Raw genomic sequence first — 22,108 nt, 5'->3', positions numbered from 1 at the left:
AACACCAACTCAAGCTCCGCAACGGCTGGCGGCTCGCCCTTTGGGGGAGTAGAAGCGCGCTTCGTTTGGATTTGACGGAGCCTCCGCCGTGTCGCGGCTTTTCAGCGCCTATGTGATCGTCGACTGGAGCGCGGCGGCCAAGCCGACCACCGGAGCCGACTCCGTCTGGATCGGCGTGCTCAAGCGCGACGTGCGCTTCCGCCTGACCTTCGAGAGCTACAACCCGGCCACGCGCAACGAGGCCGAGGCGAAGCTCGCCGTGATCCTCGACGACCTGAAGAAGCGCGGCGAGCGCGCGCTGGTCGGTTTCGACTTCCCGCTGGGCTTCCCGCGCGGCTTCTCCCAGGCCCTGAACCTGCCGGGCGAGACGCCCTGGCGCGCGGTCTGGGACCAGCTGAACAAGATGGTCAAGGACAAGGCCGACAACACCAACAACCGCTTCGGCGTCGGCTCGGAGATCAACCGCCGCCTGACCGGCGGTCCGTTCCCGTTCTGGGGCTGCCCGCCCAAGGACGCCCTGACCACCCTGCAGCCCAAGCGCACCCGCGAGCATGGTCCAGGCGACCTGCCCGAGTTCCGCCACGCCGATGTCGCGGCCAAGGGCGCGCACTCGATCTGGAAGCTCTATTACAACGGCTCGGTCGGCGGCCAGGCGATCATGGGCATCCCGGCGGTGCGCCGCCTGAAGGACGCCCGCGGCGAGGCCGTGCGCGTCTGGCCGTTCGAGACCGGCTTCAAGGCCCTGACCGAAGCCGACCTGGACGGCGTCGAGGCCGTGGTCGCCGAGGTCTATCCCTCGCTGATCAAGGCCGTCCCCGGCCCCGGCGAGATCAAGGACCTGGCCCAGGTGCGGGGCCTGGCCGAACACTTCGCCAAGCTCGACGAGGCCGGCAAGCTGGCCGCGCTGTTTGGGCCGGACAAGGACGCGCCGGCGCAGCTGGTCGAGGACGTGCAGACCCAGGAAGGCTGGATCCTGGGGGCTTCCATTTAACCTTCTCCCAGAGGGAGAAGGAGGGGCCCGCCGCGCAGCGGTGGGAGGATGAGGGGTTACGAGGCTGATCGGCGTGCCGGCACGCCGTCGAACGCCGTCACCCCTCACCCTCCCAGGCTATCGCCTGGGCCCCTCTCTCCCCTCCGGGAGAGGGCTTCAGACACGCCGATCCAGCATCCGATACCGCCCCAGCAGCATCGCCGCCGCCGCGAAGCTGGTGACGATCACCGACCAGACGATGCCGTCCAGGCCCATCTTCATCGGCAGGGCCAGCCACCAGGCCAGCGGCCCCATGATCAGGGCGTAGGCGACCATGTGGGTGGCGGCGGGGATCCAGACCTCGCCCCGCGCCCGCAGCGCCTGGGCGCAGACGACCTGCACGGCGTCGGGCACCAGGAACAGGCAGGTCAGCACCAGCGCCGGCGCGATCAGGGCGATGGCGGCCGGATCGGCGGTGTAGGCGCCGGCCACCAGGTGGCGCAGCGGATAGAGCAGCACCGCGACCACCAGGGCGAAGACGGCGGTGACCCCGAACGAGATCCAGCCGGCCCGGCTCATGCCCGCCGGATCGCGCGCGCCGTGGGCGCGGGCCACCTGCACGGCGGTCGCCGTCGCCAGGCCCAGCGGGACCATGAAGATCACGCCCGCCACGTTCAGCACGACGGCCCAGGCGGCGACGTTCAGGCCGCCCAGCCAGCCGGCCACTAGGCTCATGCCGGCGAAGGCCGAGACCTCGAACAGGTTGGAGCTGCCGGCCCCGTAGCCGACCCGGCGCTGCTCCTTCTCGGCCGCGCGGTCGCGCACCGGCTTGTCGAACACGCCCATGGCGCGGGCGTCCTTCAGGCGCACGATCACGATCACCAGCATGATGGTGAAGGCCGTGCGGGCGACGAAGGTGGCCCAGGCCGCGCCCACCGCGCCCAGGGCCGGCAGGCCCATGACGCCGGGCACCAGCAGGAGGTTGACCGCCAGGTTGATCAGGTTGGCCACCCACATGTTGACCGTCACCAGGCCCGGCCGCCCCAGCCCCTCGAGCCAGAAGCTCAGGGCCACGCTCAGGGCATAGGGGGTGAGCGACAGCGAGAACACGATCAGCGGCGCGGTCGCCCCGTCGGCCAGGGCCTTCTCGATGCCGACGTGGTGCAGCAGCGGCGGCGCGGCCACGGCCAGCAGCGCCGAGCCGGCCAGGCCCAGCCAGAAGGCGTAGACCACGCCCCGCCGCAGCACCGCCCCGGCCTCATGCGGCCGCCCGGCCCCCATGGCCCGCGAGCCCATCACCTGGGTCCCGACCAGCAGGCCGACGGTCACCGTGACGAACACCGAGGTCGGAGCCCAGGCCATGGCGTGGAAGCCAAGCTGCTGGGCCGAGAAGTGGCCCACGACGATGGCGTCGGTCAGGCCCATGACCATGATCCCCAGGCGCGACAGCACCACCGGGCCGGCCAGGCGCAGCAGTTCGATCAGGTCTGTGACGATGACGCCGCGCGACTTCCCGGAAGCCGGCGCGGCCGCGGGACGCGACATGGGGTTGGCCTTTCAAAACGGGGCCGGAAGGTGGCTGATGCCCATCGATTGAGCAAGGGGCGCCTATAGATCCTCCCCCTGAAGGGGGAGGTGTCGGCGAAGCCGACGGAGGGGGATGTGACCTGTGAGCCCGCAACCATCCCGACACCAGAAGGAACTTCCCCCTCCGGCCCTCCGGGCCACCTCCCCCTTCAGGGGGAGGGTCTTCACTCCGCGTACAGCCGCAGCGCCTGCAGGCACATCTCCAGCCCCGTCAGGTCGTGCAGCGGATCGGGCGTGATGATGACGAACAGGCGCCGGGCCTCGGCCCACAGCATCACGCTCTCGGGCAGGCCCAGGTCCTCGACCATGCAGCCGTTCTCGTCGCGCCAGACGCCGTCCTCGCCGCGCTCGGCGCCGACCAGCACGTCGACGCGGTCAACATACTCGGCCAGGCTTTCGTCCTCGACGTTGAGATAGGCGAACACCGGCCTGCCCAGCCCGGCCAGCACCCCCGCCTCGAAGGCGACGCCGGTGTCGCAGGACGCCCCCCGCCAAGGGGTCAGGTTGACGATCGCCGCATCGACCTGACGCAATTGAGCCATCCGGTCCATGTAGAGTTCACGGGCCTGGATTTCGGAGCTGAAGTCGTCGCCCGGCGCGGCCTGGCCGCCCGAGAACGGCGTGAAGCCCGCGTCCAGGCACAGGGCCTTGCGGCGCAGGTCTTGAGCTTGGGCGTCAGGGAGCCAGGCTTCGGGGCCGGCCAGCCAAAGGGAACGGACAGGTCGCATCCGGCCTTAGAGCGGGCGACCGACCCGACCTGTCAACCGTCTTGGAGATCGAACCGTCCGCCGATGACCACCCTGTCCCGCCGCGCGACCCTGGTCCTGGGCGCCGCCGCCCTGACCGCGCCGAGCCTGGCCGCTGCCGCCGCGGCCCAGACCTTCCTCGCCTACGAGCGCCGCCTGCGCGAGCAGATGGCCGCGCGCCGAGGCGATTACGACGCCGATTTCGAGCGCGAACTGCTCGACCAGGGCGACGCTTTCCGGGAGGCCCGGGGCCTGTCGCCCCTGCGCTTCGATCCCGGCCTGGCGCTGGCTGCCCGCGCCCACGCGGCCGACATCGCCCGCAGCCAGATCTACGACCACATGACCCGCGAGGGCTTCGGCCCGGCCGCGCGCGTGGGCCTCCTGGCCCGCGACCTCGTCGGCGCCCCGGCCGAGAACATCGCCATGCGCCGCAACGCCGCCGGCCAGGTTCGTCCCGACCAGATCATGGGCCAGTGGAAGACCAGCCCCGGCCACCGCGCCAACCTCCTGGCGCCGGGCTTCACCCACGTCGCCTACGCCGCCCTGCGCGAAGGCCCGCAGGTGATCGCCGTCGGCGTCTATGCCGAGGTCTCCGCCCGCCTGGCCGTCCCCGCCCCGCTTCGTGCGGCCAGCGTCGAGGCCATCGCCGCGGCCCTGTCGCGCGCCAGCCCGCGCATCGACCAGTTCTCGCTGTCCGAACCCGGCGGCGACGTGCTGACCCAGACCTATGTCGAGCGCCCGCAGCCGGTCAGCATCCCGCCCGGCGCCTGGCAACTGCGCCCGCACCTGTCGAGCGGCACGCACAAGTACCAGGTGGCCTGGGGCCCGGTGTTCGTGCTGGGCTAGGAAACGGCGGCGCGATCGCGAAGAGGCGGTAGATCCGCTCCAGCGCGGCGTCGAGCTCGGTCATGCCGGCATTCTGACGCGGCTTGCCGCCCGCACGACGAAAAACGGCGGGCCCTTGCGAGCCCGCCGTCGTCCGTTCAGCCGTGAAGCCGACGCTTAGTTCTTGGTGACGTCCACCAGCTTGTTCTTGGCGATCCACGGCATCATGCCGCGGAGGCGCGCGCCGACTTCCTCGATCTGGTGCTCGGAAGCGCGACGGCGGGTCGCCTTGAAGGACGGCTGGCCGACGGCGTTTTCCAGCATGAAGTCGCGGACGAACTTGCCCGACTGGATGTCTTCCAGCACGCGCTTCATCTCGGCCTTGGTCTCGGCGGTCACGACGCGCGGGCCGGTGACGTACTCGCCGTACTCGGCGGTGTTCGAGATCGAGTAGTTCATGTTGGCGATGCCGCCTTCGTAGATCAGGTCCACGATCAGCTTCAGCTCGTGCAAGCACTCGAAGTAGGCCATTTCCGGCGCGTAGCCGGCTTCCACCAGCACTTCGAAGCCGGCGCGGATCAGCTCGACCGTGCCGCCGCAGAGGACGGCCTGCTCGCCGAACAGGTCGGTTTCGCATTCCTCGCGGAAGTTGGTCTCGATGATGCCCGAGCGGCCGCCGCCGATGGCCGAGGCGTAGGCCAGGCCGAGGTCGAGGGCGTTGCCGGTGGCGTTGTGGTGCACCGCGATCAGGCAGGGCACGCCGCCGCCCTTCTGGTACTCGCCGCGGACCGTGTGGCCCGGGCCCTTCGGGGCGACCATCAGCACGTCGATGGTGTCCTTCGGCTCGATCAGGCCGAAGTGGACGTTCAGGCCGTGGGCGAACAGCAGGGCCGCGCCGTCACGGATGTTGGGGGCGATGTCGTTCTTGTAGATCGCGGCCTGATGCTCGTCCGGCGCCAGGATCATGATCAGGTCGGCCCAGGCGGCGGCTTCGGCCACCGACATCACCTTCAGGCCTTCGGCTTCGGCCTTCTTGGCCGAGGGCGAGCCCGGACGCAGGGCGACGGCCACGTTCGGCACGCCGCTGTCACGAAGGTTGAGGGCGTGGGCGTGGCCCTGGCTGCCATAGCCTACGATGGCGATCTTCCGGTCCAGGATGCGGGCGAGGTCGGCGTCGCGGTCGTAGTAGACGCGCATGATTTCTTCTCCAGGACTGGTCAATCTGCCCGCCTCACGCAATCTGAAAGCGGGAAAGGCGGGCGTTTGAGCGTTTTTTTGCCGCCTCGTCAAGGCGGGGGGCGCCCTGAGCGATGTTCGGCGACGCTTAAATACCGCGAGTGAGGCGAAAAAGCCCTCCCAAAGGCAGGCCGCCGGCCCCGAAAACGAAAAGGCCGCGCCTCGGTCAGGAGACGCGGCCTTCTGTCCGGAGCGGTCGCCCGCCTACCAGAAGAGGTCGTAGTAGACGCTCAGCACCTGGCCGGACCAGACGTCCACCAGGACGGCGTCGCCGCCGACCCGCACCCATTCGCAGCCGATCGGCGGCATGGGCAGGCCGTAGCGGAACCAGTCGAGGTAGTAGGTGCTGCCGTACCAGCCGCCCGGCAGGTAGTCGCCGAAGCTCCAGCGGTTCACGTACCAGCCGCGCGGATAGCGGTAGGCCGGGGCGCGATAGCGCTGGGGCGCGCGGTAGCTGGGGCGCCAGCGACGCTGGTCGTACTGCGGACGACCGTTGTCGCGGTCGCGCCAGCGCTGGTCGCCGGGACGCGAGCCCGGGCGATCCCGGTCACGGTCGCCGCCCTGCCAGCCGCCGCCGGGACGGCCGCGGTCGGGACCACGATCCCCACGGTCGCCCTGCCAGCCGCCATTGGGACGGTCGGGACGCTCGCCGCCGGGACGGTTGGGGCGGTCGGGGCGGTCGGGGCGGTCGGGGCGGTCGGGGCCCGGATTGCGGTCCTGGCCGCCTTGCCAGCCGCCGCCGGTGGGACGGTCGGGACGGTCTGGGCGATCACCCCTGCCCTGCCCGCCGCTGCGATCGCCACGATCGGCCTGCGGAGCCTGCGGCGCCGGACGAGCCTCAGGGGCGCGCGGCGCCTGGGGCGCGGAATCGTTCGCGCGGCCGCCGCCGCCGCGCCAGCCGCCTTCCTGGCGGTCGCCGCGGTCGGCGCGCGGGCCACGATCCGGACGGTCGCCGCGATCGCCGCGGTCGCCCCGCTCGTTCTGCTGCTGCATCGCCAGGACCGTCGCGGCGGAGCCGGCCTGGGCCGCCGCGCCGCCCGTCAGCGACAGGATCATCGCGACGGTGATCAGACGTTTCATCTCTTGCTCCAAGGGGCCTTGCGCCGGCCCGTAGCTCATCCCTTGATCACAGTGTCGCGCTTGGCGCATGAACCGCAATTGAACGAAACCCGCAGGAGAAGGCCATGGCCGCCCGACCGCAGGACATTCTGGGCTTCTGGACCGACGCTGGTCCCAAGCGATGGTTCGAGAAGAATCGCGGGTTCGACGAGGCGATCCGCCTGAAGTACGAGCCGACCCACCACGCGGCCGCCCGCGGCGACTACGATTCCTGGGTCGAGACGCCCGAGGGCTCGCTGGCGCTGATCATCGTGCTCGACCAGTTTCCTCGCAATCTCTACCGCCGCAGCGGCCACGCCTTCGCCACCGACGGCAAGGCCCGCGCCGTGGCCCGCGCCGCCATCGCCAAGGGACACGACACCGCCGTCGCTCCTGAGCTGCGCTATTTCTTCTACCTGCCGTTCGAGCACTCCGAATCCCTGGCCGACCAGGAGCTGTGCATCGAGCTGTGCGCGGGCATGCAGGCCGACACCGGCGACGAGGACGCCATGAAGTGGGCCATCATCCACCGCGACATCATCGCCCGGTTCGGCCGTTTCCCGCACCGCAACGTCGCGCTGGGACGGGAAACCACCCCGGCCGAGCAGGCCTTTCTCGACGAAGGCGGGTTCGCCGGTTAGGCGAGCTTGGCTTGCGTGCAATCGATACTGTAGTGTCCGCGCGGAATTCGAAGGGGCCTGGAGGGCGCTGTCTATGTCGATGAAGAAACTCATGCTCGCGGCGAGCGCGATGATTTGCGTCGCCGTGCCGGTCGAGGCGTTCGCCCAGGCCAAGCCGACCAAGGCCCAGCAGATGCAGACCCAGGCCCAGGCCGAAGTGCCGCGCTGCACCCGCAAGCTTGGCACCCTGTCGATCATCGACGGCGATGATCCGCGCGGCTGGACCCAATACAATCTGGCCTCGCCGCAGAAGCTGCTGCGCGCCATCGTCCAGAAGTCGGGCTGCTTCAACCTGGTCGACCGGGGCGCGGGCCTGAACGCCGCCCAGATCGAACGCAACATCGGCGGCAACCTTGGCCTGCAGCGCGGCTCCAACGTCGGCCAGGGCCAGATCAAGGCGGCCGACTACGTGCTGGTCGCCGAGGTCCAGGCCAGCGACAGCAACGCCGGCGGCGGCGCGGTGGCCGGCGCCATCGGCGGCCTGATCGGCGGTCGCGCCGGCGGCCTGATCGGCGGCATCAAGACCAAGAAGCTGGAAGCCAACACCGTCCTGTCGCTGACCAACGTGCGCACCACCGAGACCGTGGCCGTGCAGGAAGGCTACGCCGTGAAGAACGACATCGGCTGGGGCGCGGGCGGCGGCATCGGCTTCGCCGGCGCGGTCGGCGGCGGCTACGAAGACACCGAGATCGGCCGCATCATCACCCTGGCCTTCATCAACAGCTACTCGAAGATGGTCGGCGAACTGGGCCTGGTCGGCGACAGCGCCGCCTCGGCGCAGGCCGCCCCGACCAAGTCCTTCGTGGCCACCCGCGTCGTCAACATGCGCGCCACCCCGGTCGCCGCCGGCAAGCTGGTCCGCGCCCTGCCGGCCGGTTCGATCGTCTACCCGACCGGCAAGAAGCAGGACCTGTGGTGGGAAGTGGCCGACGAGAACGACAACGTCGGCTGGGTGCTGAACACCGGCCTGGAGCCGGGCAAGTAAGGCTCGCCTCCACCTGAACGAGAACGCCCCGCCGGCTCGCCGCGCGGGGCGTTTTTGTGATTGGCCACGGGCTCGATTCGTCGCGATTGTGCGGCCCATGACCACCGCCGTCCTCGACGCCCCGAAAGCCGCCGCCGCCGACCATCCCGAGCGGCAGTACCTCGCCCTGCTGGCCGACATCCTCGACAACGGCGTCGAGCGCGGCGACCGCACGGGCACGGGCACCCGGGGCGTGTTCGGCCGCCAGATCCGCTTCGACCTGGCCAAGGGCTTCCCGGTCCTGACCACCAAAAAGCTGCACCTGCGCTCGATCATCATCGAACTGCTGTGGTTCCTGAAGGGCGAGACCAACATCGCCTATCTCAAGGACAACGGCGTGCGCATCTGGGACGAGTGGGCCGACGAGAACGGCGAGCTCGGCCCGGTCTACGGCAAGCAGTGGCGCTCGTGGGCGGCGCCGAACGGCCAGTCGATCGACCAGATCGTCAACCTGGTCGAGGGCCTGAAGACCAATCCCAACAGCCGCCGCCACATCGTCAGCGCCTGGAACCCGGCCGACGTCGAGGACATGGCCCTGCCGCCCTGCCACTGCCTGTTCCAGTTCTTCGTGGCGGATGGAAAGCTGTCCTGCCAGCTCTACCAGCGCAGCGCCGACGTGTTCCTGGGCGTACCGTTCAACATCGCCAGCTACGCCCTGCTGACCCTGATGGTCGCCAAGGTCGTGGGTCTGCAGCCGGGCGAGTTCGTGCACACCTTCGGCGACGCCCATCTCTACCTGAACCACCTCGACCAGGCCCGCGAGCAGCTGACCCGCGAGCCCTACGCCTTCCCGACGATGAAGATCGCCGACAAGACCGACCTCTTCGCCTTCGAGTACGAGGACTTCACGCTGGAAGGCTACGAGGCCCACCCGCACATCAAGGCGGCGGTCTCGGTCTGACCTTCCTCTAGCGACGGCGGGCCGCTAAGACTCGCCGTCATGACCGCCCCCATCCTCACCGTCGGCCCCGTCGCCCGCTCGCTCAACGGCGTCATCGGCCGCGACAACGACTTGCCCTGGCGCCTGAAGTCGGATCTTCAGATGTTCAAGGCCGCCACCCTGGGCAAGCCGGTGATCATGGGCCGCAAGACCTGGGACAGCCTGCCCAGGAAGCCCCTGCCCGGCCGCCTCAACATCGTCCTGACCCGCGACCACAAGTTCGAGGCCGAGGGCGCGGTGGTCTGCGACACCTGGTCCGAAGCCGTGCAGATCGGCAAGGAGCAGGCGGCCGAGGACGGCGTCGAGGAGGTCTGCGTGATCGGCGGCGCGGCGCTGTTCGAGCTCGCCCTGCCCCGCGCCAAGCGGATCTACGTCACCGAAGTCCAGGCCGAGGTCGAGGGCGACGTCGCCTTCCCCGCCTTCGACGAAAGCGCCTGGACGGAAGTGCGCCGCGAGGAGCGCCCCGCCGGCGAGGGCGACGACTTCCCGTTCGTCTTCCGCGTGCTGGAGCGCAAGTGAGCGCCCTGCTGGCCGCCTTCGTTCTGGCCCAGGCGGCGTCGGCGACGCCGCCGCCCGCCGACGCGCGCCAGCACGCCCGCGACAAGGCCGCCGAGATCGTCGTCCTGCAGGTCAGGCATGTGGGCGTGCCACGCGGCGTGCGCGGCCATTGCTTCGTGGCGGCCACCGTGGTCCGCGCCGAGCCGGGCGTGAAGCTGAAGGTCGGCCGAACCTTGCGCCTGTCGGTCCCGTGCGCCGCGCCCGGCGCCAGCGGCTCGGACGTCGAGCACGGCGTCGACCAGGCCGCCTTGCAGCGCTCCAGCTATGGCCGCGCCTTCTTCGACGAGCGGCTCAAGCTGATCGCCTACGACCTGTTCGACCTGAACTGAGAGCGCGGAGCCTCGCATGAGCGCCTGGACCGACCGCCGGCTGATCGACCTGCTCGGGATCGCGGCCCCCGTCCTCCAGGCCCCGATGGCCGGCGCCACCACCCCGGCCATGGCCATCGGCGCGGCGCGCGGCGGCGGCCTGGGCTCCCTGGCCTGCGCCCAATACACGCCCGACCAGGCCCGGGCGGCGATCGCGCAGTTCCGCGTCGCCGTCGACGCCCCCCTGAACCTCAACTTCTTCGCCCATACGCCGCCCGCCGCCGATCCGGCGCGGATGCTGGCCTGGCGCGCGCGCCTGGCGCCCTACTACGTCGAGGCCGGCCTCGATCCGGCCCCGCCGCCGCCGGCCGGAGGCCGCGCCCCGTTCGACGAGGCCTTCTGCGCCCTGGTCGAGGACCTGCGGCCACAGGTGGTCAGCTTCCACTTCGGCCTGCCGCAGGCGGCGCTGCTCGATCGCGTGCGCGCCACGGGCGCGAAGATCCTGTCGTCGGCCACCACCGTCGCCGAGGCCGTCTGGCTGGAGGCCAACGGCGTCGACGCCGTCATCGCCATGGGCGCCGAGGCCGGCGGCCACCGCGCCACCTTCCTGCCGGGCTATCGCGAGGCGATCGACAACCGGCTGGACACCGCCAGCCAGCCGGGCCTGTTCGCGCTGCTGCCGCAGGCGGTGGCCGCCGTCGCCGTCCCGGTGATCGCCGCCGGCGGCATAGCCGAGGCGCGCGGCGTCGCGGCCGCCCGGGCCCTGGGCGCGGCCGGGGTGCAGGTCGGCACGGCCTACCTCTTCACGCCCGAGGCCCAGATCCCGCCAGCCCACCGCGCCGCCCTGGACGAGGCCCGCGACGACAACACCATGATGACCGACGTCTTCACCGGCCGCCCGGCCCGAGGCGTGGCCAACCGGCTGATGCGCGAGGTCGGGCCGATCGGCGGCGACGTCGTGCCGCCCTTCCCCCTGGCCGGCGGGGCCTTGGTCCCTTTGCGTCAGGACGGCGCCAACGGCGACTTCACCAATCTCTGGGCCGGCCAGTCGGCGCGCCTGGCCCCGCGCGGGCTCAACTCGGAAGACCTGACCAGGCTGCTCGCTGACGCCTGAGTGGGTTGCGGCCTGGTTCAAACGAACGTTTACTCGACTTCCAGGCGTCCGTTCAGAGACGTCCATCAAGCGTGACAGCCGAAAGTGTGAGCGGTTTCGGCGCCCGTCACGCGCCAGAAAATGGGAGCGAGACGACATGGACCTGACCCTCGTCGCCGAAGGCCTGCAGTTTCCCGAAGGCCCGATCGCCATGGCCGACGGCTCGGTGCTGCTGGTCGAGATCCAGCGCCAGACCCTGACGCGGATCGCGCCGGACGGAGCGCGGACCACCGTCGCCGACCTGCCCGGCGGCCCCAACGGCGCGGCGATCGGCCCGGACGGCGCGGTCTATGTCACCAACAACGGCGGCAGCTTCCAGTTCTTCGACATGGGCGGGCTGAACATCCCCGGCCCCACGCCCGAGAGCCACAGCGGCGGCTCGATCCAGCGCGTGGACCTGGCCACCGGCGCGGTCACCTCCCTCTACGAGGCCTGCGACGGCAAGCGCCTGGTCGGGCCCAACGACCTCGTCTTCGACCGGCAGGGCGGCTTCTGGTTCACCGACCACGGCTGCTCGACGCCGGACGGCCGCAGGTATGGCGCGCTCTACTACGCCCGCACCGACGGCTCGCACATCGTGCGCCTTCGCGACCACCTGATCTCGCCCAACGGCGTGGGCCTGTCGCCCGCGGAGGACGTCGTCTACGTGGCCGACACCATGCTGGGGCGGCTATGGGCCTTCGACGTCGTCGCGCCCGGCGAGCTCGCCCCGCCCGCGCCGCTGCAGCCCGGCCGCGTGGTCTGCAACCTGCCGGGCTACCAGTTGCTCGACAGCCTGGCCGTCGAGGCCGACGGCCGCGTCTGCGTGGCGACGATCATCAACGGCGGGATCACGGCCTTCTCGCCCGACGGGACGACCCAGCACGTGGCCGTGCCGGACGTGATCACCACCAACATCTGCTTCGGCGGGGAAGACATGCGGGACGTGTGGATCACGGCGTCCGGGACCGGAAAGCTCTGGCGTGGTCGCTGGGAGCGGCCGGGGCTGAAGCTGAACTTCAACGCCTGAGATCCTCCCCCCGAAGGGGGAGGTGTCGCCGAAGGCGACGGAGGGGGAAGCGCGAACACTTCGGCCGTCGAGAAAGCTGAAACCGTCCCCCCTCCGGCCCTCCGGGCCACCTCCCCCAGAGGGGGAGGGTCCTCCTTATGGGGTAGCTGTCGCGGAGCGACTGAGGGGGCCGGCGCAGGCGGCTAGTAAAGAACCCCCAGCGCCTCACGGCTGAAGCTTTGCAACTCATCGTTCCGTCCCTCGCGGATCTTCACCACCCACTCGGGATCCTGCAGCAGCGCGCGGCCCACGCCCACGAGGTCGAACTCGCCGCGGTCGAGCCGCTCGAGCAGGCCGTCGATCGAGGCCGGCTGGCTGCCCTCGCCGCCGAAGGCCGCGATGAACTCGCCTGACAGGCCGACCGAGCCGACGGTGATGGTCGGGGCGCCGGTCAGCTTCTTGGTCCAGCCGGCGAAGTTGAGGTCGGAACCCTCGAACTCCGGCTCCCAGAAGCGGCGTTGCGAACAGTGGAAGATGTCGGCGCCGGCGTCGGCCAGCGGCTGCAGCCAGGCTTCCAGGGCTTGCGGCGTCTCGGCGTTCTTCACCGCATAGTCCTGCTGCTTCCACTGCGACAGGCGGATGATCACCGGGTAGTCGGGGCCGACGGCGGCGCGGACGGCTTTCAGGATCTCGGCGGCGAAGGCGCTGCGCTCGGCGATGGTCGGACCGCCGAAGGCGTCGCCGCGCAGGTTGGTGCCGTTCCAGAAGAACTGGTCGATCAGGTAGCCGTGGGCGCCGTGCAGCTCGATGGCGTCGAAGCCCAGGCGCTTGGCGTCGGCGGCGGCCGTGGCGAAGGCGGCGATGGTGTCGGCGACGTCGGAGTCGCTCATCGGCTCGGTGAACTGGCCGCCGCCCGCCTTGGACACGCCCGAGGGACTGTCGACCTTGCCCAGCTGCGCCGGGCCCTTGGCCGAGCCCACGTGCCACAGCTGCGGGGCGATCAGGCCGCCGGCGGCGTGCACCTCGTCGACGACCTTCTTCCAGGCCGCCAACTCCTTCTCGCCGTGGAAGCGCGGCACATTGGCGTCGTTCAGCGAGGCCGGGCGGGCCACGCCCGTGCCCTCGGTGACGATCAGGCCGACCTGCGCCGCCGCGCGGCGGGCGTAATAGGCGGCCACGTCGTCGGTCGCCACGCCGCCGGGCGAGAACGAGCGGGTCATCGGCGCCATCACCACCCGGTTGGGCAGCTTCAGCGACTTGAATTCGAACGGCTTGAAGAGAGAGTCGAGGGCCATGGGGGCGCTCCGGGAGACGGTAGGTTTCGACGGCAAGTTAAACGGTCGTTTTCGCGCCCACGCCATGCAGAAAAACTGCAACGGTTGCGGTTATCCGGCATAGCCCAGGGGACTTGAAAACGCCCCCTACTCCACCGCGTCGAGATATTCGATCTCGGGACGGCCGGCCAGGAACGGCGCCATGGCCGCGCCGGCGGCCTTGAAGTAGTCGGTCCCGCCGTGATGCTTGAGGGCGTCGGCCGAGGCGTACAGCTCCAGCACCTTGTAGACGCCAGCCTCGGTCTTGGACCTGGTCAGCTGATAGACGATCGCGCCGGGCTCGTTGGCCTTCACCTTGGCCGCCAGGTCGAGGAACACCGCCTCGAATTCCGCCGTCTTGTCCGGCTGCACCTTCAGGCTCGCCACCACGCCGATCATGCTCATCCTCCCAACGCTTGTTTGAATGCACGGTGGACGAGGTTGAGCCGCGGGGCAAGCACCAACGAAAAACGCCGCAACGGCCTCTCGGCGATCACGGCGTTCAAAACTCGATGGAGAAGGATGGCGCTTTAGCGCCGCTCGTTCCAGCCGTAGGCGACCCACGAATGGCCGCCGACGTTGCGGGCCTCGATCAGGTTGGGGTCGGCGGAAGCCTTGGCGCGGGCGGCCTGGCGGCGGCCGCGCAGGGCGAAGGCCGCGAGGCCGAGCAGCGCGGTGGCCATGAAGCCGACCACCACCAGGGTCGCGGCGAACACCACCGCCACGATGGCGGCCACCGAGACCGCGATCGCCGTGGCCACGCCGCCGACCACCGCGGCCAGACCGCGCCAAGCCGAAGAGTGCGTCGCGCCGATGTTCGCGCCCAGGGTCATGGTCATCGTCGTCCTCGATCGGCGCCGGAGCGCCCAGAATCTCCGTCCTCGCCCCTTAGGTTGGCTCTGGAGGTCTGAACGTCAACTGAACACCCATTGGGTTCAATCACAAAGACTTTTCCGTTCAACCCGCGGCGGCCAGCCCGAGTTCCCGCCGCTCGCGCATGACGGTGCTGAAAGCCGCGTTGATCGCGGCTGCCTTGGCCTCGGCCACCTCGATGAACTCGGCCGGCAGGCCGCGCGCCCGGGCCCGGTCGGGGTGGGCGTCAGACAGGGCCGACTTCCAGGCCTTGCGCACCACCTCGTCCTCGGCGTCGGCCGGAACGTCGAGGATCACGTAGGGATCGTCGGCGCCCGCGCCCAGGTGGGTGGCGCTGAGGCGGCGGAAGGCCAGCGGCGACAGGCCGAACAGCTCGGCCACCCGTTCCAGGTAGTCGAGCTCGTCCTGGGTCACGGCCCCGTCGGCCTTGGCGATGTGGAACAGGCCGTCGAGCACGTCCTCCAGCAGCTGCGGGCACGAGCGATAGCGCTTGGCCAGCCGCTTGGCGTAGCTCTCGAAGCCGTGCGTGGTCTGGCGGGCCAGGTCGTACAGGCGATGGATGTTCTGTTCGGAGGCCGGGTCGGGGTGGAAAACCTGCGAGAAGGCCTCGAACTCGTGGCCGTCGGCGCTGCCGTCGGCCTTGGCGAGCTTGGCGCCCAGCGCGGTGACGGCCGTCGAGAAGGCCGGATCCTGCCCCGGCGGGCCCGGGGGACATTCAGCGCATTCCGCCAGGTCCAGCCGACGGGCCGCGATGCTTGCGATGTTGCGCCAGAAGGTCATGCGGGAATTCTAATGTCGGCGGGTCTCGGAAGATACGGATCCGGACAGCGCCAGGATGCCGCACCGGAAGCGCCTTCTAGCATACGCATCGCACGCGACCCACCCGGCGATTGCTGCATCGCACATGTAAACTTGTTCAGAATTGTCGCCATCTTCGGAGCCATCCGGCGTCTGCGTCGTTATGGCTGAGCTTGGCGCGCGACTTTGACCATTCGGCGCCATGCTGAGGTCCCAATGCGGCCCGAAATGATCTAGTCAGCTCTACTGACGCTACCGAAAAGGATTCCCGGCCGAATGGCGACCGCCCTTCTCTTCGCTCTCGCCCTGATGGCGCAGGACGCGCCCGTGACCACCGCCGCTCCTCCCCCGCGCACCCAGCCGGCGGCCACGCCGCCGACCGACGAGTACGGCTACATCGCCTGGTGCTACGGCGCGCTCAGCGGCTATGTCGACCTCTACGACAAGGTCATGCCCGAGGTGACGCGGATCGAGAAGGCCTTCCCCGGCCCCGACGGCGCGGCCGCGGCGCTGAAGGAATATCCGGCGATGCGCATCCAGGCGCGTTCGGACCTGAAGACCTACGGCTCGGCCATCACCGCCGCCGAGAAGGCCAGCCCGCGTCCGATCGCCGAGTATGGCGCGGCGGCCATGAAGAAAGGCCGCTCGATCTGGGGCGGCTCGGAAGCCATCGACAAGGCGCGCTTGGCCCAGGTGTGGATGAGCTGGTCGCCGCCCGGCGACTGCGAAACCCGCGCCAAGACCCTCGAGACCAAGTCCAACCTGCTGGGCCAGGCCCTGAACTACAACGTCAAGAGCGCCGTGCCGGTCGAGCCGCAGGCCGCTCCGGCGCCCGAACCGGAAGCCGCCCCACCCCCGCCGCCCGCCGCAGAGGCCCCCGTCGAGGCGCCCGCCCCGGCCAAGATCGAGGCCTCGACCCCGCCCGCGCCCAAGCCGGCGGTGCAAAAGCCCGTCGCCAAGCCGGCGACGAAGCCCGCCTCCACGGCCGCCAAGCCGCTGGCCCCGATCGGCTCGACCCCGGCCAAGCTGCCGGCCAGCCGCGAGATCATCATCGACCCGGCCAATCCCCAGGCCTGCGCCGGCAGCCTCCTTCCCGCGAAGCGCGGCGGCAAGGACGTGCTGATCTGCAAGCCGGACTAAGCGGCGAAGACCCCTTCCGGTCCTCTGGGCCAGCTCCCACAAAGGGGGATGAAGCACCAAGATGCTCCCCCTCTGGGGGAGCTGTCGCGAAGCGACTGAGGGGACCGCCGCCAGGCGGTCCTCACGGCGCCGTCGGCAAGACCCCGCTCCGCGCCAGGCCCGAGTACCAGCCGTACGAGGCCTTGGGCTTGCGCTCACCGCTCGTGCGGTCGTGGCTGACCAGGCCGAACTTAGAACGATAGCCCAGCGCCCATTCCCAGTTGTCGACCAGGCACCAGGCGAAGAAGCCCTTCACCGGCGAGCCGGCCTCCATGGCCGCCTTCACCGCCTGCAGGTGGCGGCGCAGGAAGGCGATGCGGAAGGTGTCGGCCTGGATCGCCCTGCCGTCGCCGAACGGATCCGAACAGCCGTTCTCGGTGACGAACACCGGAGGGTTGCCGTACTCGGTGCGCAGCCGCGCCAGCACCTCCAGCAGACCCGACGGATCGACGTGCCGCCCGAAGGCGTCCAGCTCGACGCCGCGCGGCGGATCGGCCGGCTTGATCCGCCCCGGCGACAGCGGCGCCAGGCGCATATAGGCCGGCGCGTAGTAGTTCACGCCCATGAAGTCGACCCGCTGGCGGATCGTGGACAGATCCTCCGAACGCACACGGTCGCCCAGGAACTCGTCCATCTGGTCGGGATATTCGCCCTTCAGCAGCGGATCGAGCCAGGCGCGGTTCCACAGCGCGTCCAGGCCGTCCGAGGCCAGGCGGTTCCAGAACGCCAGGCCGCCGCCCGCGGGCCGGCAAGGCTGTAGCGCCAGGGTCGTGCCGATCGACAGGTCGCCGTGCGCGGCGCGCAGGGCCTGGATCGCCATCCCTTGCGCGAGGTTCATGTGATGGGTCACCGGCCCAAGCAGGGCCACGTCCTTGAACCCCGGCGCATGCTCGCCGGTGACATGGCCGAACACCGTGTGCACGGCGGGCTCGTTCAGCACGATGATCTTCTTTAGCCGGTCGCCCAGCCGCTCGCCGATCAGGGCCGCATAGTCGGCGAAGGCCCTGGCGCTGTCGCGCGCCGCCCAGCCGCCGCGATCCTGGATCGCCTGCGGCAGGTCCCAGTGGAACAGCGTGGCGTAAGGCGTGACGCCCTTCTCCAGCAAGCGGTCGACCAGCCGGCTGTAGTGATCGATCCCGGCCTGGGCCACCGCGCCCGCTCCGGTCGGCAGCACCCGCGACCACGAGATCGAGAAGCGATAGGCCCCCATCCCCGCCCCGGCCACCAGGTCGACGTCCTCGGCCCAGCGGCGATAGCTGTCGGTGGCGACCTTGGCGTCGGAACCGTCGATGATCTTGCCCGGCTGGTCCTGGAACACGTCCCAGACACTGGGGCCGCGCCCGTCGGCGGTCGGCGAGCCCTCGGTCTGGAAGGCCGCGCTGGCCGTGCCCCAGACGAAATCCTTGGGAAAGTCCCGCGACTTCGGCTTCACGTCGCCGCCCTTGGGCCCGGCGCAGCCCGCCAGCCCCGCCGCCGCCCCCCCGACCGCCAGCGCGCCCAGCGCACGGCGGCTCACCCCACTCCCATCCATCGCCCCACTCCCCAGGGTCGTTCGTTGGGGAGAGGATGACCTGAAAGCGCAGGGCTTGGCCAGAGCAGCCAGATCCTCCCCCTGAAGGGGGAGGTGTCGGCGAAGCCGACGGAGGGGGATGTAACTAAAGAGAAGTGAGAAGAACCGCCGTCAGCGGAACTTTCCCCCTCCGCCCTTCGGGCCACCTCCCCCTTCAGGGGGAGGTTTTCGGTCCTTAAGCCGCCTCGCCTCGCGCCCGGGCGAGCGGGTCGTAGTTGAGGATCGGCGAGAGCCAGCGTTCGGTCGTCGCCAGGTCCCAGCCCTTGCGGCGGGCGTAGTCCTTGACCTGATCGAAGTCGATCTTGCCGACCCCGAAATAGTGGCTCTGCGGGTGGCTGAAATAGAGGCCCGAAACGGCCGCGCCGGGGCTCATGGCGAAGCTCTCGGTCAGGGCCATGCCGGTGGCGGCCTCGGCGTCCAGCAGCCGGAACAGCGTGCCCTTCTCGGTGTGGTCGGGCTGGGCCGGATAGCCGGGGGCCGGGCGGATGCCCTGGTACTTCTCGGCGATCAGGCGGTCGGCGTCGAAGCCCTCTTCCGGCGCGTAGCCCCAGAGCTCGACGCGGGCCTTGTGGTGCAGCCACTCGGCGAAGGCTTCGGCCAGGCGGTCGGCCAGGGCCGAGGCCATGATCGCGCTGTAGTCGTCGCCGGCGTCCTTGAAGCGCTTGACGATCTCGTCCTCGCCGTGACCGGCGGTCACCGCGAAGCCGCCGACATAGTCGGCCGGCCCGCCGACGGGCGCGACGAAGTCCGACAGGGCGAGGTTGGCCTTGCCCGTGCCCGGGCCCTTGTCGATCTGCTGGCGCAGGGTGTGCAGGCGGGCGATCTCGACGTTACGGGTCTCGTCCGAATAGAGCACCACGTCGTCCTCGACCGCCTGGGCCGGCCAGAAGCCGATCACGCCCTTGGCCCCGAACCACTTCTCGGCGATCACCTTGTCGAGCATGGCCCGGGCGTCGCGATAGAGATCGCGGGCGGCCTCGCCGACCACGTCGTCCTCGAGGATCTGCGGATAGCGGCCGATCAGCTCCCAGCTGGCGAAGAACGGCGACCAGTCGATGAACGGCTCCAGCTCGGCCAAGCTGGGTTCGAAGGTCCGCGCGCCGGTGAACAGCGGCTTGGGCGGCTCATAGCCCTTCCAGTCGATGGCGTACTTGCGCTTGCGGGCCTCGCCGATGGCGGTGCGGGCCTTGACCGTCTGGCCGCGCGCGTACTGCTCGCGCACCTTGACGTACTCGGCGCGGGTGTCGGCCATCACCCGGTCCTTTTCGGTCGGCGACAGCAGCGAGGAGACCACGCCCACAGCCCGGCTGGCGTCGACCACGTAGGTGGTCGGGCCGCGGCGATAGGCCGGCTCGATCTTCACCGCCGTGTGGGTGCGGCTGGTGGTGGCGCCGCCGATCAGCAGCGGGATGTTGAAGCCCTGGCGCTCCATCTCGGCGGCCACGAACACCATCTCGTCCAGCGACGGGGTGATCAGGCCCGACAGGCCAATCATGTCGACCTGGTGCTTCTTGGCCTCGTCGAGGATGCGGTCGGCGGGCACCATCACGCCCAGGTCGACGACCTCGTAGTTGTTACATTGCAGCACGACGCCGACGATGTTCTTGCCGATGTCGTGGACGTCGCCCTTGACGGTGGCCATCAGCACCTTGCCGGCGGCCTTGCGTTCCTGGCCTTCCTTCTCGGCCTCCATGAACGGCATCAGCCAGGCCACGGCCTGCTTCATCACGCGGGCCGACTTGACCACCTGCGGCAGGAACATCTTGCCCGCGCCGAACAGGTCGCCGACGACGTTCATGCCGTCCATCAGCGGGCCTTCGATGACGTGCAGCGGGCGCTCGGCCGCCAGGCGCGCCTCTTCGGTGTCGGCCTCGATAAACTCGGTGACGCCGTTGACCAGGGCGTGGGTGATGCGCTCGCCCACCGTGCCCTCGCGCCAGGCCAGGTTGACCTGCTGGGCCGCGCCCTTCTCGCCCTTGTAGCCGGGCGCCATGTCGACCAGGCGCTCGGTGTTGGAGATGTTGGTCCGCTGCGGGCGGTTGAGGATCACGTCCTCGACGGCCTCGCGCAGCACCGGGTCGATGTCGTCATAGACCGGCAGGTCGCCGGCGTTGACGATGCCCATGTCCATGCCGGCGTTGATGGCGTGGAAGAGGAACACCGAGTGGATCGCCCGGCGCACCGGCTCGTTGCCGCGGAAGCTGAACGAGACGTTCGACACCCCGCCCGAGATCCGGGCGTAGGGGCAGCGCTTCTTGATCTCGCGCGTGCCCTCGATGAAATCGACGGCGTAGTTGTCGTGCTCCTCGATCCCGGTCGCCACGGCGAAGATGTTGGGGTCGAAGATGATGTCTTCGGGCGGGAAGCCGACCTTGTTCACCAGGACATCGTAGGCCTTGGTGCAGATCTCGATCTTGCGAGCGGCGGTGTCGGCCTGGCCGACCTCGTCGAAGGCCATGACCACGACGGCCGCGCCGTAGCGCAGGCACAGCTTGGCCTGCTCGATGAACTTGGCCTCGCCTTCCTTCATCGAGATCGAGTTGACGATCGCCTTGCCCTGCACGCACTTCAGGCCGGCCTCGATCACCTCCCACTTGGAGCTGTCGATCATCACCGGCACGCGGGCGATATCGGGCTCGGCCGCCATCAGGTTCAGGAAGGTGACCATCGCCTGCTCGCTGTCGAGCAGGCCCTCGTCCATGTTGACGTCGATGACCTGGGCGCCGGCCTCGACCTGCTGGCGGGCGACCGACAGGGCCTCGGCGAAGTTGCCCTCGACGATCAGCTTCTTGAACTTGGCCGAACCGGTGACGTTGGTCCGCTCGCCGATGTTGACGAAGACAGGTCTCATTGGGATGCGCTCAGTAGGGTCTGCAGGCCGGCGATATGGGTCAGCCAGGCGTCATGCGTGTCGCCTTCCTGCCAGAGTTCGTCGATTTCGGAAGCGGGGGCGACCACGCGGGCCAGGGCCGCGCGCGCCAGCTGGACGAGGCCCTCGGGCGGGGTGCCCAGGGCCTCCTTCAGGCCGCGCTGGTCATCGGGCAGCACGGCGACGTCGCCAATGCAGGCCGCCACGATGGCCGCGGCCGCCACGGCCATCTCGCCCTCGGGCGCTTCCAGATAGCCCGCGGCCTTGGTCACGTGCTCGAGGATGCGCACCACCGTGCGCCAGTCCGGCGCCTGCGCGAGGTCCTCGATGAAGTCGGCCGCCTCGTCGTTGTCGAACGGTCCGTTGTCCCAGGCGCCCATGATCAGGCCGCCGTCACGGTCTGCTTGGCGCGGGCCTCGGCCAGGGCCAGCTGGCCGCGCAGGAAGTCGCCGAACTCGATCCCCTGCGCCTTCAGCGCCTTGGGATACAGCGACGAGGCCGTCAGGCCCGGCAGGGTGTTGGTCTCCAGATAGACCAGGCCGTGCTCGGAGACGATGAAGTCCGAGCGCGAATAGCCGCGGCAGCCCAGCGCCTTGTGGGCCTTCAGGGCCTGGTCCTGCAGGGCCCCGTTGACCTCAGGCGCGAATGTGGCCGGGCAGATCTCGACCGTGTCCTTGGCCAAGTACTTGGACTTGTAGTCGAACTTGCCGGCCGACGGACGGATCTCCACCGGCGGCAGGGCGATCAGCTCGCCGCTGGCCAGCTCCAGCACGCCGCAGGTCGATTCCAGCCCCTGCACGAAGGGTTCGAGGAGGTAAGGCATCTCCTTGGCCGCCTCGGCGACGGTCGCCAGATCGGCGGGGCCGTCGACGAAGATCAATCCATAGCTCGAGCCGTCCTCGGCCGGCTTGGCGATCAACCGACCATACTCGGCCAGCGCCCCCTCGGCGCCCTCCAGGAAGATGCTTTCGGGAACCGAGACGCCGGCCCTGCCGACGACTTCCTTGGCCAGGATCTTGCCGAAGGCGAGGCGGCTGGCCTCCGAGCCCGAGCCGGTGAAGGCCACGCCCCTGGCTTCGCACAGCGCCTGCAAGCCGCCGTCTTCGGCGAAACCGCCGTGCAGACCGAGCAGCAGCACGCGGTCCTCGCGGGCGGCGACGTCCAGGGCCGTCTCGATATCGCCGATCGGCGCGCCTTCGGTGGGCAGGTCCAGCTCGAACGGACGGTCATGGCCCAGCAGCACGGCCTGGCTGGCCGCATAGACCTGGCCGTCCGGCGCCCAGAACCACAGCTCGGCCTCGGGCAGCACGCGGACCAGGCTCTGGGCGCTGGCCACGGCCACGAGACGCTCGCGGCTGGGGCCGCCGAAAAGAATGGTGGTGCGCATCGTCTC

General features: G+C 69.9%; 22 protein-coding genes. 10 read left to right on the top strand and 12 right to left on the bottom strand.

All coding sequences use genetic code 11. The annotated features are described in order from the left end of the window. Nucleotides 1-88 precede the first annotated feature (88 nt). Nucleotides 89-991 (top strand): cobalamin biosynthesis protein CbiG, encoded by a 903-nt coding sequence (locus V6S85_RS19285; RefSeq protein ID WP_334349947.1) that lies wholly within the window; start codon nt 89-91, stop codon nt 989-991. 156 nt (nt 992-1,147) lie between these two features. On the opposite strand, the gene V6S85_RS19275 is transcribed toward V6S85_RS19285, so the two are convergent. Both V6S85_RS19275 and V6S85_RS19270 read right to left on the bottom strand, forming a co-directional pair. Further along, complete coding sequence (locus V6S85_RS19275) at nt 1,148-2,515, bottom strand: MATE family efflux transporter (RefSeq protein WP_334349946.1); 1,368 nt, start codon at nt 2,513-2,515, stop codon at nt 1,148-1,150. 206 nt (nt 2,516-2,721) lie between these two features. Further along, nucleotides 2,722-3,285 (bottom strand): nucleoside 2-deoxyribosyltransferase, encoded by a 564-nt coding sequence (locus V6S85_RS19270; protein WP_334349945.1) that lies wholly within the window; start codon nt 3,283-3,285, stop codon nt 2,722-2,724. Nucleotides 3,286-3,348: 63 nt separating this feature from the next. Here V6S85_RS19270 and V6S85_RS19265 point away from each other — a divergent pair, with 63 nt between their 5' ends. Then, a complete protein-coding gene (locus V6S85_RS19265; protein WP_116567331.1) occupies nt 3,349-4,149 on the top strand; it encodes a CAP domain-containing protein in 801 nt (266 codons plus the stop codon). A gap of 156 nt (nt 4,150-4,305) precedes the next feature. On the opposite strand, the gene ilvC is transcribed toward V6S85_RS19265, so the two are convergent. Further along, nucleotides 4,306-5,325: a ketol-acid reductoisomerase gene (gene ilvC / locus V6S85_RS19260; protein ID WP_116487528.1), complete on the bottom strand. Its 1,020-nt coding sequence runs from the start codon at nt 5,323-5,325 to the stop codon at nt 4,306-4,308. Nucleotides 5,326-5,568: 243 nt separating this feature from the next. Beyond that, complete coding sequence (locus V6S85_RS19255) at nt 5,569-6,444, bottom strand: RcnB family protein (RefSeq protein ID WP_334349944.1); 876 nt, start codon at nt 6,442-6,444, stop codon at nt 5,569-5,571. 104 nt (nt 6,445-6,548) lie between these two features. Here V6S85_RS19255 and V6S85_RS19250 point away from each other — a divergent pair, with 104 nt between their 5' ends. The 7 genes from V6S85_RS19250 (at nt 6,549) to V6S85_RS19220 (ending at nt 12,134) form a co-directional block, all read left to right on the top strand. Then, on the top strand, nt 6,549-7,103 hold the full coding sequence (locus tag V6S85_RS19250) for a DUF924 family protein (protein ID WP_116567327.1): 555 nt from the start codon (nt 6,549-6,551) through the stop codon (nt 7,101-7,103). 79 nt (nt 7,104-7,182) lie between these two features. Then, nucleotides 7,183-8,127 carry an SH3 domain-containing protein gene (locus V6S85_RS19245; protein WP_116567400.1) on the top strand — a complete coding sequence of 315 codons (945 nt, stop codon included), beginning with the start codon at nt 7,183-7,185 and terminating at the stop codon, nt 8,125-8,127. 97 nt (nt 8,128-8,224) lie between these two features. Next, entirely contained in the window at nt 8,225-9,067 is an 843-nt protein-coding gene (locus tag V6S85_RS19240; RefSeq protein ID WP_334349943.1) for a thymidylate synthase, read from the top strand. Between the two features lie 39 nt (nt 9,068-9,106). Further along, a complete protein-coding gene (locus tag V6S85_RS19235) occupies nt 9,107-9,625 on the top strand; it encodes a dihydrofolate reductase (RefSeq protein ID WP_116487524.1) in 519 nt (172 codons plus the stop codon). After that, on the top strand, nt 9,622-9,993 hold the full coding sequence (locus V6S85_RS19230) for a hypothetical protein (RefSeq protein WP_334349942.1): 372 nt from the start codon (nt 9,622-9,624) through the stop codon (nt 9,991-9,993). The genes V6S85_RS19235 and V6S85_RS19230 overlap by 4 nt, the downstream gene beginning before the upstream one ends. Before the next feature lie 16 nt (nt 9,994-10,009). Beyond that, nucleotides 10,010-11,086 (top strand): NAD(P)H-dependent flavin oxidoreductase, encoded by a 1,077-nt coding sequence (locus V6S85_RS19225; RefSeq protein WP_334349941.1) that lies wholly within the window; start codon nt 10,010-10,012, stop codon nt 11,084-11,086. Between the two features lie 136 nt (nt 11,087-11,222). After that, nucleotides 11,223-12,134, top strand: a complete 912-nt coding sequence (locus V6S85_RS19220) for an SMP-30/gluconolactonase/LRE family protein (protein ID WP_334349940.1) — start codon at nt 11,223-11,225, stop codon at nt 12,132-12,134. A gap of 182 nt (nt 12,135-12,316) precedes the next feature. Here the strand turns inward: V6S85_RS19220 and V6S85_RS19215 are convergent, their stop codons facing one another. The 4 genes from V6S85_RS19215 to V6S85_RS19200 form a co-directional block, all read right to left on the bottom strand. Continuing rightward, nucleotides 12,317-13,408 (bottom strand): NADH:flavin oxidoreductase, encoded by a 1,092-nt coding sequence (locus V6S85_RS19215; RefSeq protein WP_116487520.1) that lies wholly within the window; start codon nt 13,406-13,408, stop codon nt 12,317-12,319. A 126-nt stretch (nt 13,409-13,534) separates the two neighbouring features. After that, nucleotides 13,535-13,825, bottom strand: a complete 291-nt coding sequence (locus tag V6S85_RS19210) for a putative quinol monooxygenase (protein ID WP_116567314.1) — start codon at nt 13,823-13,825, stop codon at nt 13,535-13,537. Between the two features lie 131 nt (nt 13,826-13,956). After that, nucleotides 13,957-14,259, bottom strand: coding sequence for a hypothetical protein (locus V6S85_RS19205; protein ID WP_116567398.1), 303 nt, complete (start codon nt 14,257-14,259; stop codon nt 13,957-13,959). 124 nt (nt 14,260-14,383) lie between these two features. Then, nucleotides 14,384-15,079, bottom strand: a complete 696-nt coding sequence (locus tag V6S85_RS19200; protein ID WP_116487518.1) for a J domain-containing protein — start codon at nt 15,077-15,079, stop codon at nt 14,384-14,386. Nucleotides 15,080-15,373: 294 nt separating this feature from the next. Here V6S85_RS19200 and V6S85_RS19195 point away from each other — a divergent pair, with 294 nt between their 5' ends. After that, entirely contained in the window at nt 15,374-16,237 is an 864-nt protein-coding gene (locus V6S85_RS19195) for a hypothetical protein (protein ID WP_334349939.1), read from the top strand. Between the two features lie 121 nt (nt 16,238-16,358). Here V6S85_RS19195 and V6S85_RS19190 read toward each other — a convergent pair whose 3' ends face one another. The 4 genes from V6S85_RS19190 to V6S85_RS19170 form a co-directional block, all read right to left on the bottom strand. After that, nucleotides 16,359-17,807, bottom strand: coding sequence for a GH1 family beta-glucosidase (locus V6S85_RS19190; RefSeq protein ID WP_334349938.1), 1,449 nt, complete (start codon nt 17,805-17,807; stop codon nt 16,359-16,361). A gap of 214 nt (nt 17,808-18,021) precedes the next feature. Then, nucleotides 18,022-20,697, bottom strand: coding sequence for a methionine synthase (gene metH, locus V6S85_RS19180; protein WP_334349937.1), 2,676 nt, complete (start codon nt 20,695-20,697; stop codon nt 18,022-18,024). Continuing rightward, a complete protein-coding gene (locus V6S85_RS19175; protein WP_334349936.1) occupies nt 20,694-21,095 on the bottom strand; it encodes a DUF4259 domain-containing protein in 402 nt (133 codons plus the stop codon). Before V6S85_RS19175 ends, metH begins: the two co-directional genes overlap by 4 nt. Nucleotides 21,096-21,097: 2 nt before the next feature. Then, nucleotides 21,098-22,102, bottom strand: coding sequence for a D-alanine--D-alanine ligase family protein (locus V6S85_RS19170; protein ID WP_334349935.1), 1,005 nt, complete (start codon nt 22,100-22,102; stop codon nt 21,098-21,100). Nucleotides 22,103-22,108 lie beyond the last annotated feature (6 nt).

The organism is Caulobacter sp. CCNWLW153 (assembly GCF_036889365.1).
In the GTDB taxonomy this organism is placed as follows: Bacteria; Pseudomonadota; Alphaproteobacteria; order Caulobacterales; family Caulobacteraceae; genus Caulobacter; species Caulobacter radicis.
The sequence above is the reverse complement of the archived record's forward strand: the minus strand, read 5'-3'. Positions and strand labels throughout refer to the sequence as shown.

Bases quoted from the DNA above. Each gene is read 5' to 3' on its own strand.
- V6S85_RS19275 (WP_334349946.1), bottom strand. From the start codon at position 2,515: ATGTCGCGTCCCGCGGCCGCGCCGGCTTCCGGGAAGTCGCGCGGCGTC.
- V6S85_RS19270 (WP_334349945.1), bottom strand. From the start codon at position 3,285: ATGCGACCTGTCCGTTCCCTTTGGCTGGCCGGCCCCGAAGCCTGGCTC.
- V6S85_RS19265 (WP_116567331.1), top strand. From the start codon at position 3,349: ATGACCACCCTGTCCCGCCGCGCGACCCTGGTCCTGGGCGCCGCCGCC.
- ilvC (WP_116487528.1), bottom strand. From the start codon at position 5,325: ATGCGCGTCTACTACGACCGCGACGCCGACCTCGCCCGCATCCTGGAC.
- V6S85_RS19255 (WP_334349944.1), bottom strand. From the start codon at position 6,444: ATGAAACGTCTGATCACCGTCGCGATGATCCTGTCGCTGACGGGCGGC.
- V6S85_RS19250 (WP_116567327.1), top strand. From the start codon at position 6,549: ATGGCCGCCCGACCGCAGGACATTCTGGGCTTCTGGACCGACGCTGGT.
- V6S85_RS19245 (WP_116567400.1), top strand. From the start codon at position 7,183: ATGAAGAAACTCATGCTCGCGGCGAGCGCGATGATTTGCGTCGCCGTG.
- V6S85_RS19240 (WP_334349943.1), top strand. From the start codon at position 8,225: ATGACCACCGCCGTCCTCGACGCCCCGAAAGCCGCCGCCGCCGACCAT.
- V6S85_RS19235 (WP_116487524.1), top strand. From the start codon at position 9,107: ATGACCGCCCCCATCCTCACCGTCGGCCCCGTCGCCCGCTCGCTCAAC.
- V6S85_RS19225 (WP_334349941.1), top strand. From the start codon at position 10,010: ATGAGCGCCTGGACCGACCGCCGGCTGATCGACCTGCTCGGGATCGCG.
- V6S85_RS19220 (WP_334349940.1), top strand. From the start codon at position 11,223: ATGGACCTGACCCTCGTCGCCGAAGGCCTGCAGTTTCCCGAAGGCCCG.
- V6S85_RS19215 (WP_116487520.1), bottom strand. From the start codon at position 13,408: ATGGCCCTCGACTCTCTCTTCAAGCCGTTCGAATTCAAGTCGCTGAAG.
- V6S85_RS19210 (WP_116567314.1), bottom strand. From the start codon at position 13,825: ATGATCGGCGTGGTGGCGAGCCTGAAGGTGCAGCCGGACAAGACGGCG.
- V6S85_RS19205 (WP_116567398.1), bottom strand. From the start codon at position 14,259: ATGACCCTGGGCGCGAACATCGGCGCGACGCACTCTTCGGCTTGGCGC.
- V6S85_RS19200 (WP_116487518.1), bottom strand. From the start codon at position 15,079: ATGACCTTCTGGCGCAACATCGCAAGCATCGCGGCCCGTCGGCTGGAC.
- V6S85_RS19195 (WP_334349939.1), top strand. From the start codon at position 15,374: ATGGCGACCGCCCTTCTCTTCGCTCTCGCCCTGATGGCGCAGGACGCG.
- V6S85_RS19190 (WP_334349938.1), bottom strand. From the start codon at position 17,807: ATGGATGGGAGTGGGGTGAGCCGCCGTGCGCTGGGCGCGCTGGCGGTC.
- metH (WP_334349937.1), bottom strand. From the start codon at position 20,697: ATGAGACCTGTCTTCGTCAACATCGGCGAGCGGACCAACGTCACCGGT.
- V6S85_RS19175 (WP_334349936.1), bottom strand. From the start codon at position 21,095: ATGGGCGCCTGGGACAACGGACCGTTCGACAACGACGAGGCGGCCGAC.
- V6S85_RS19170 (WP_334349935.1), bottom strand. From the start codon at position 22,102: ATGCGCACCACCATTCTTTTCGGCGGCCCCAGCCGCGAGCGTCTCGTG.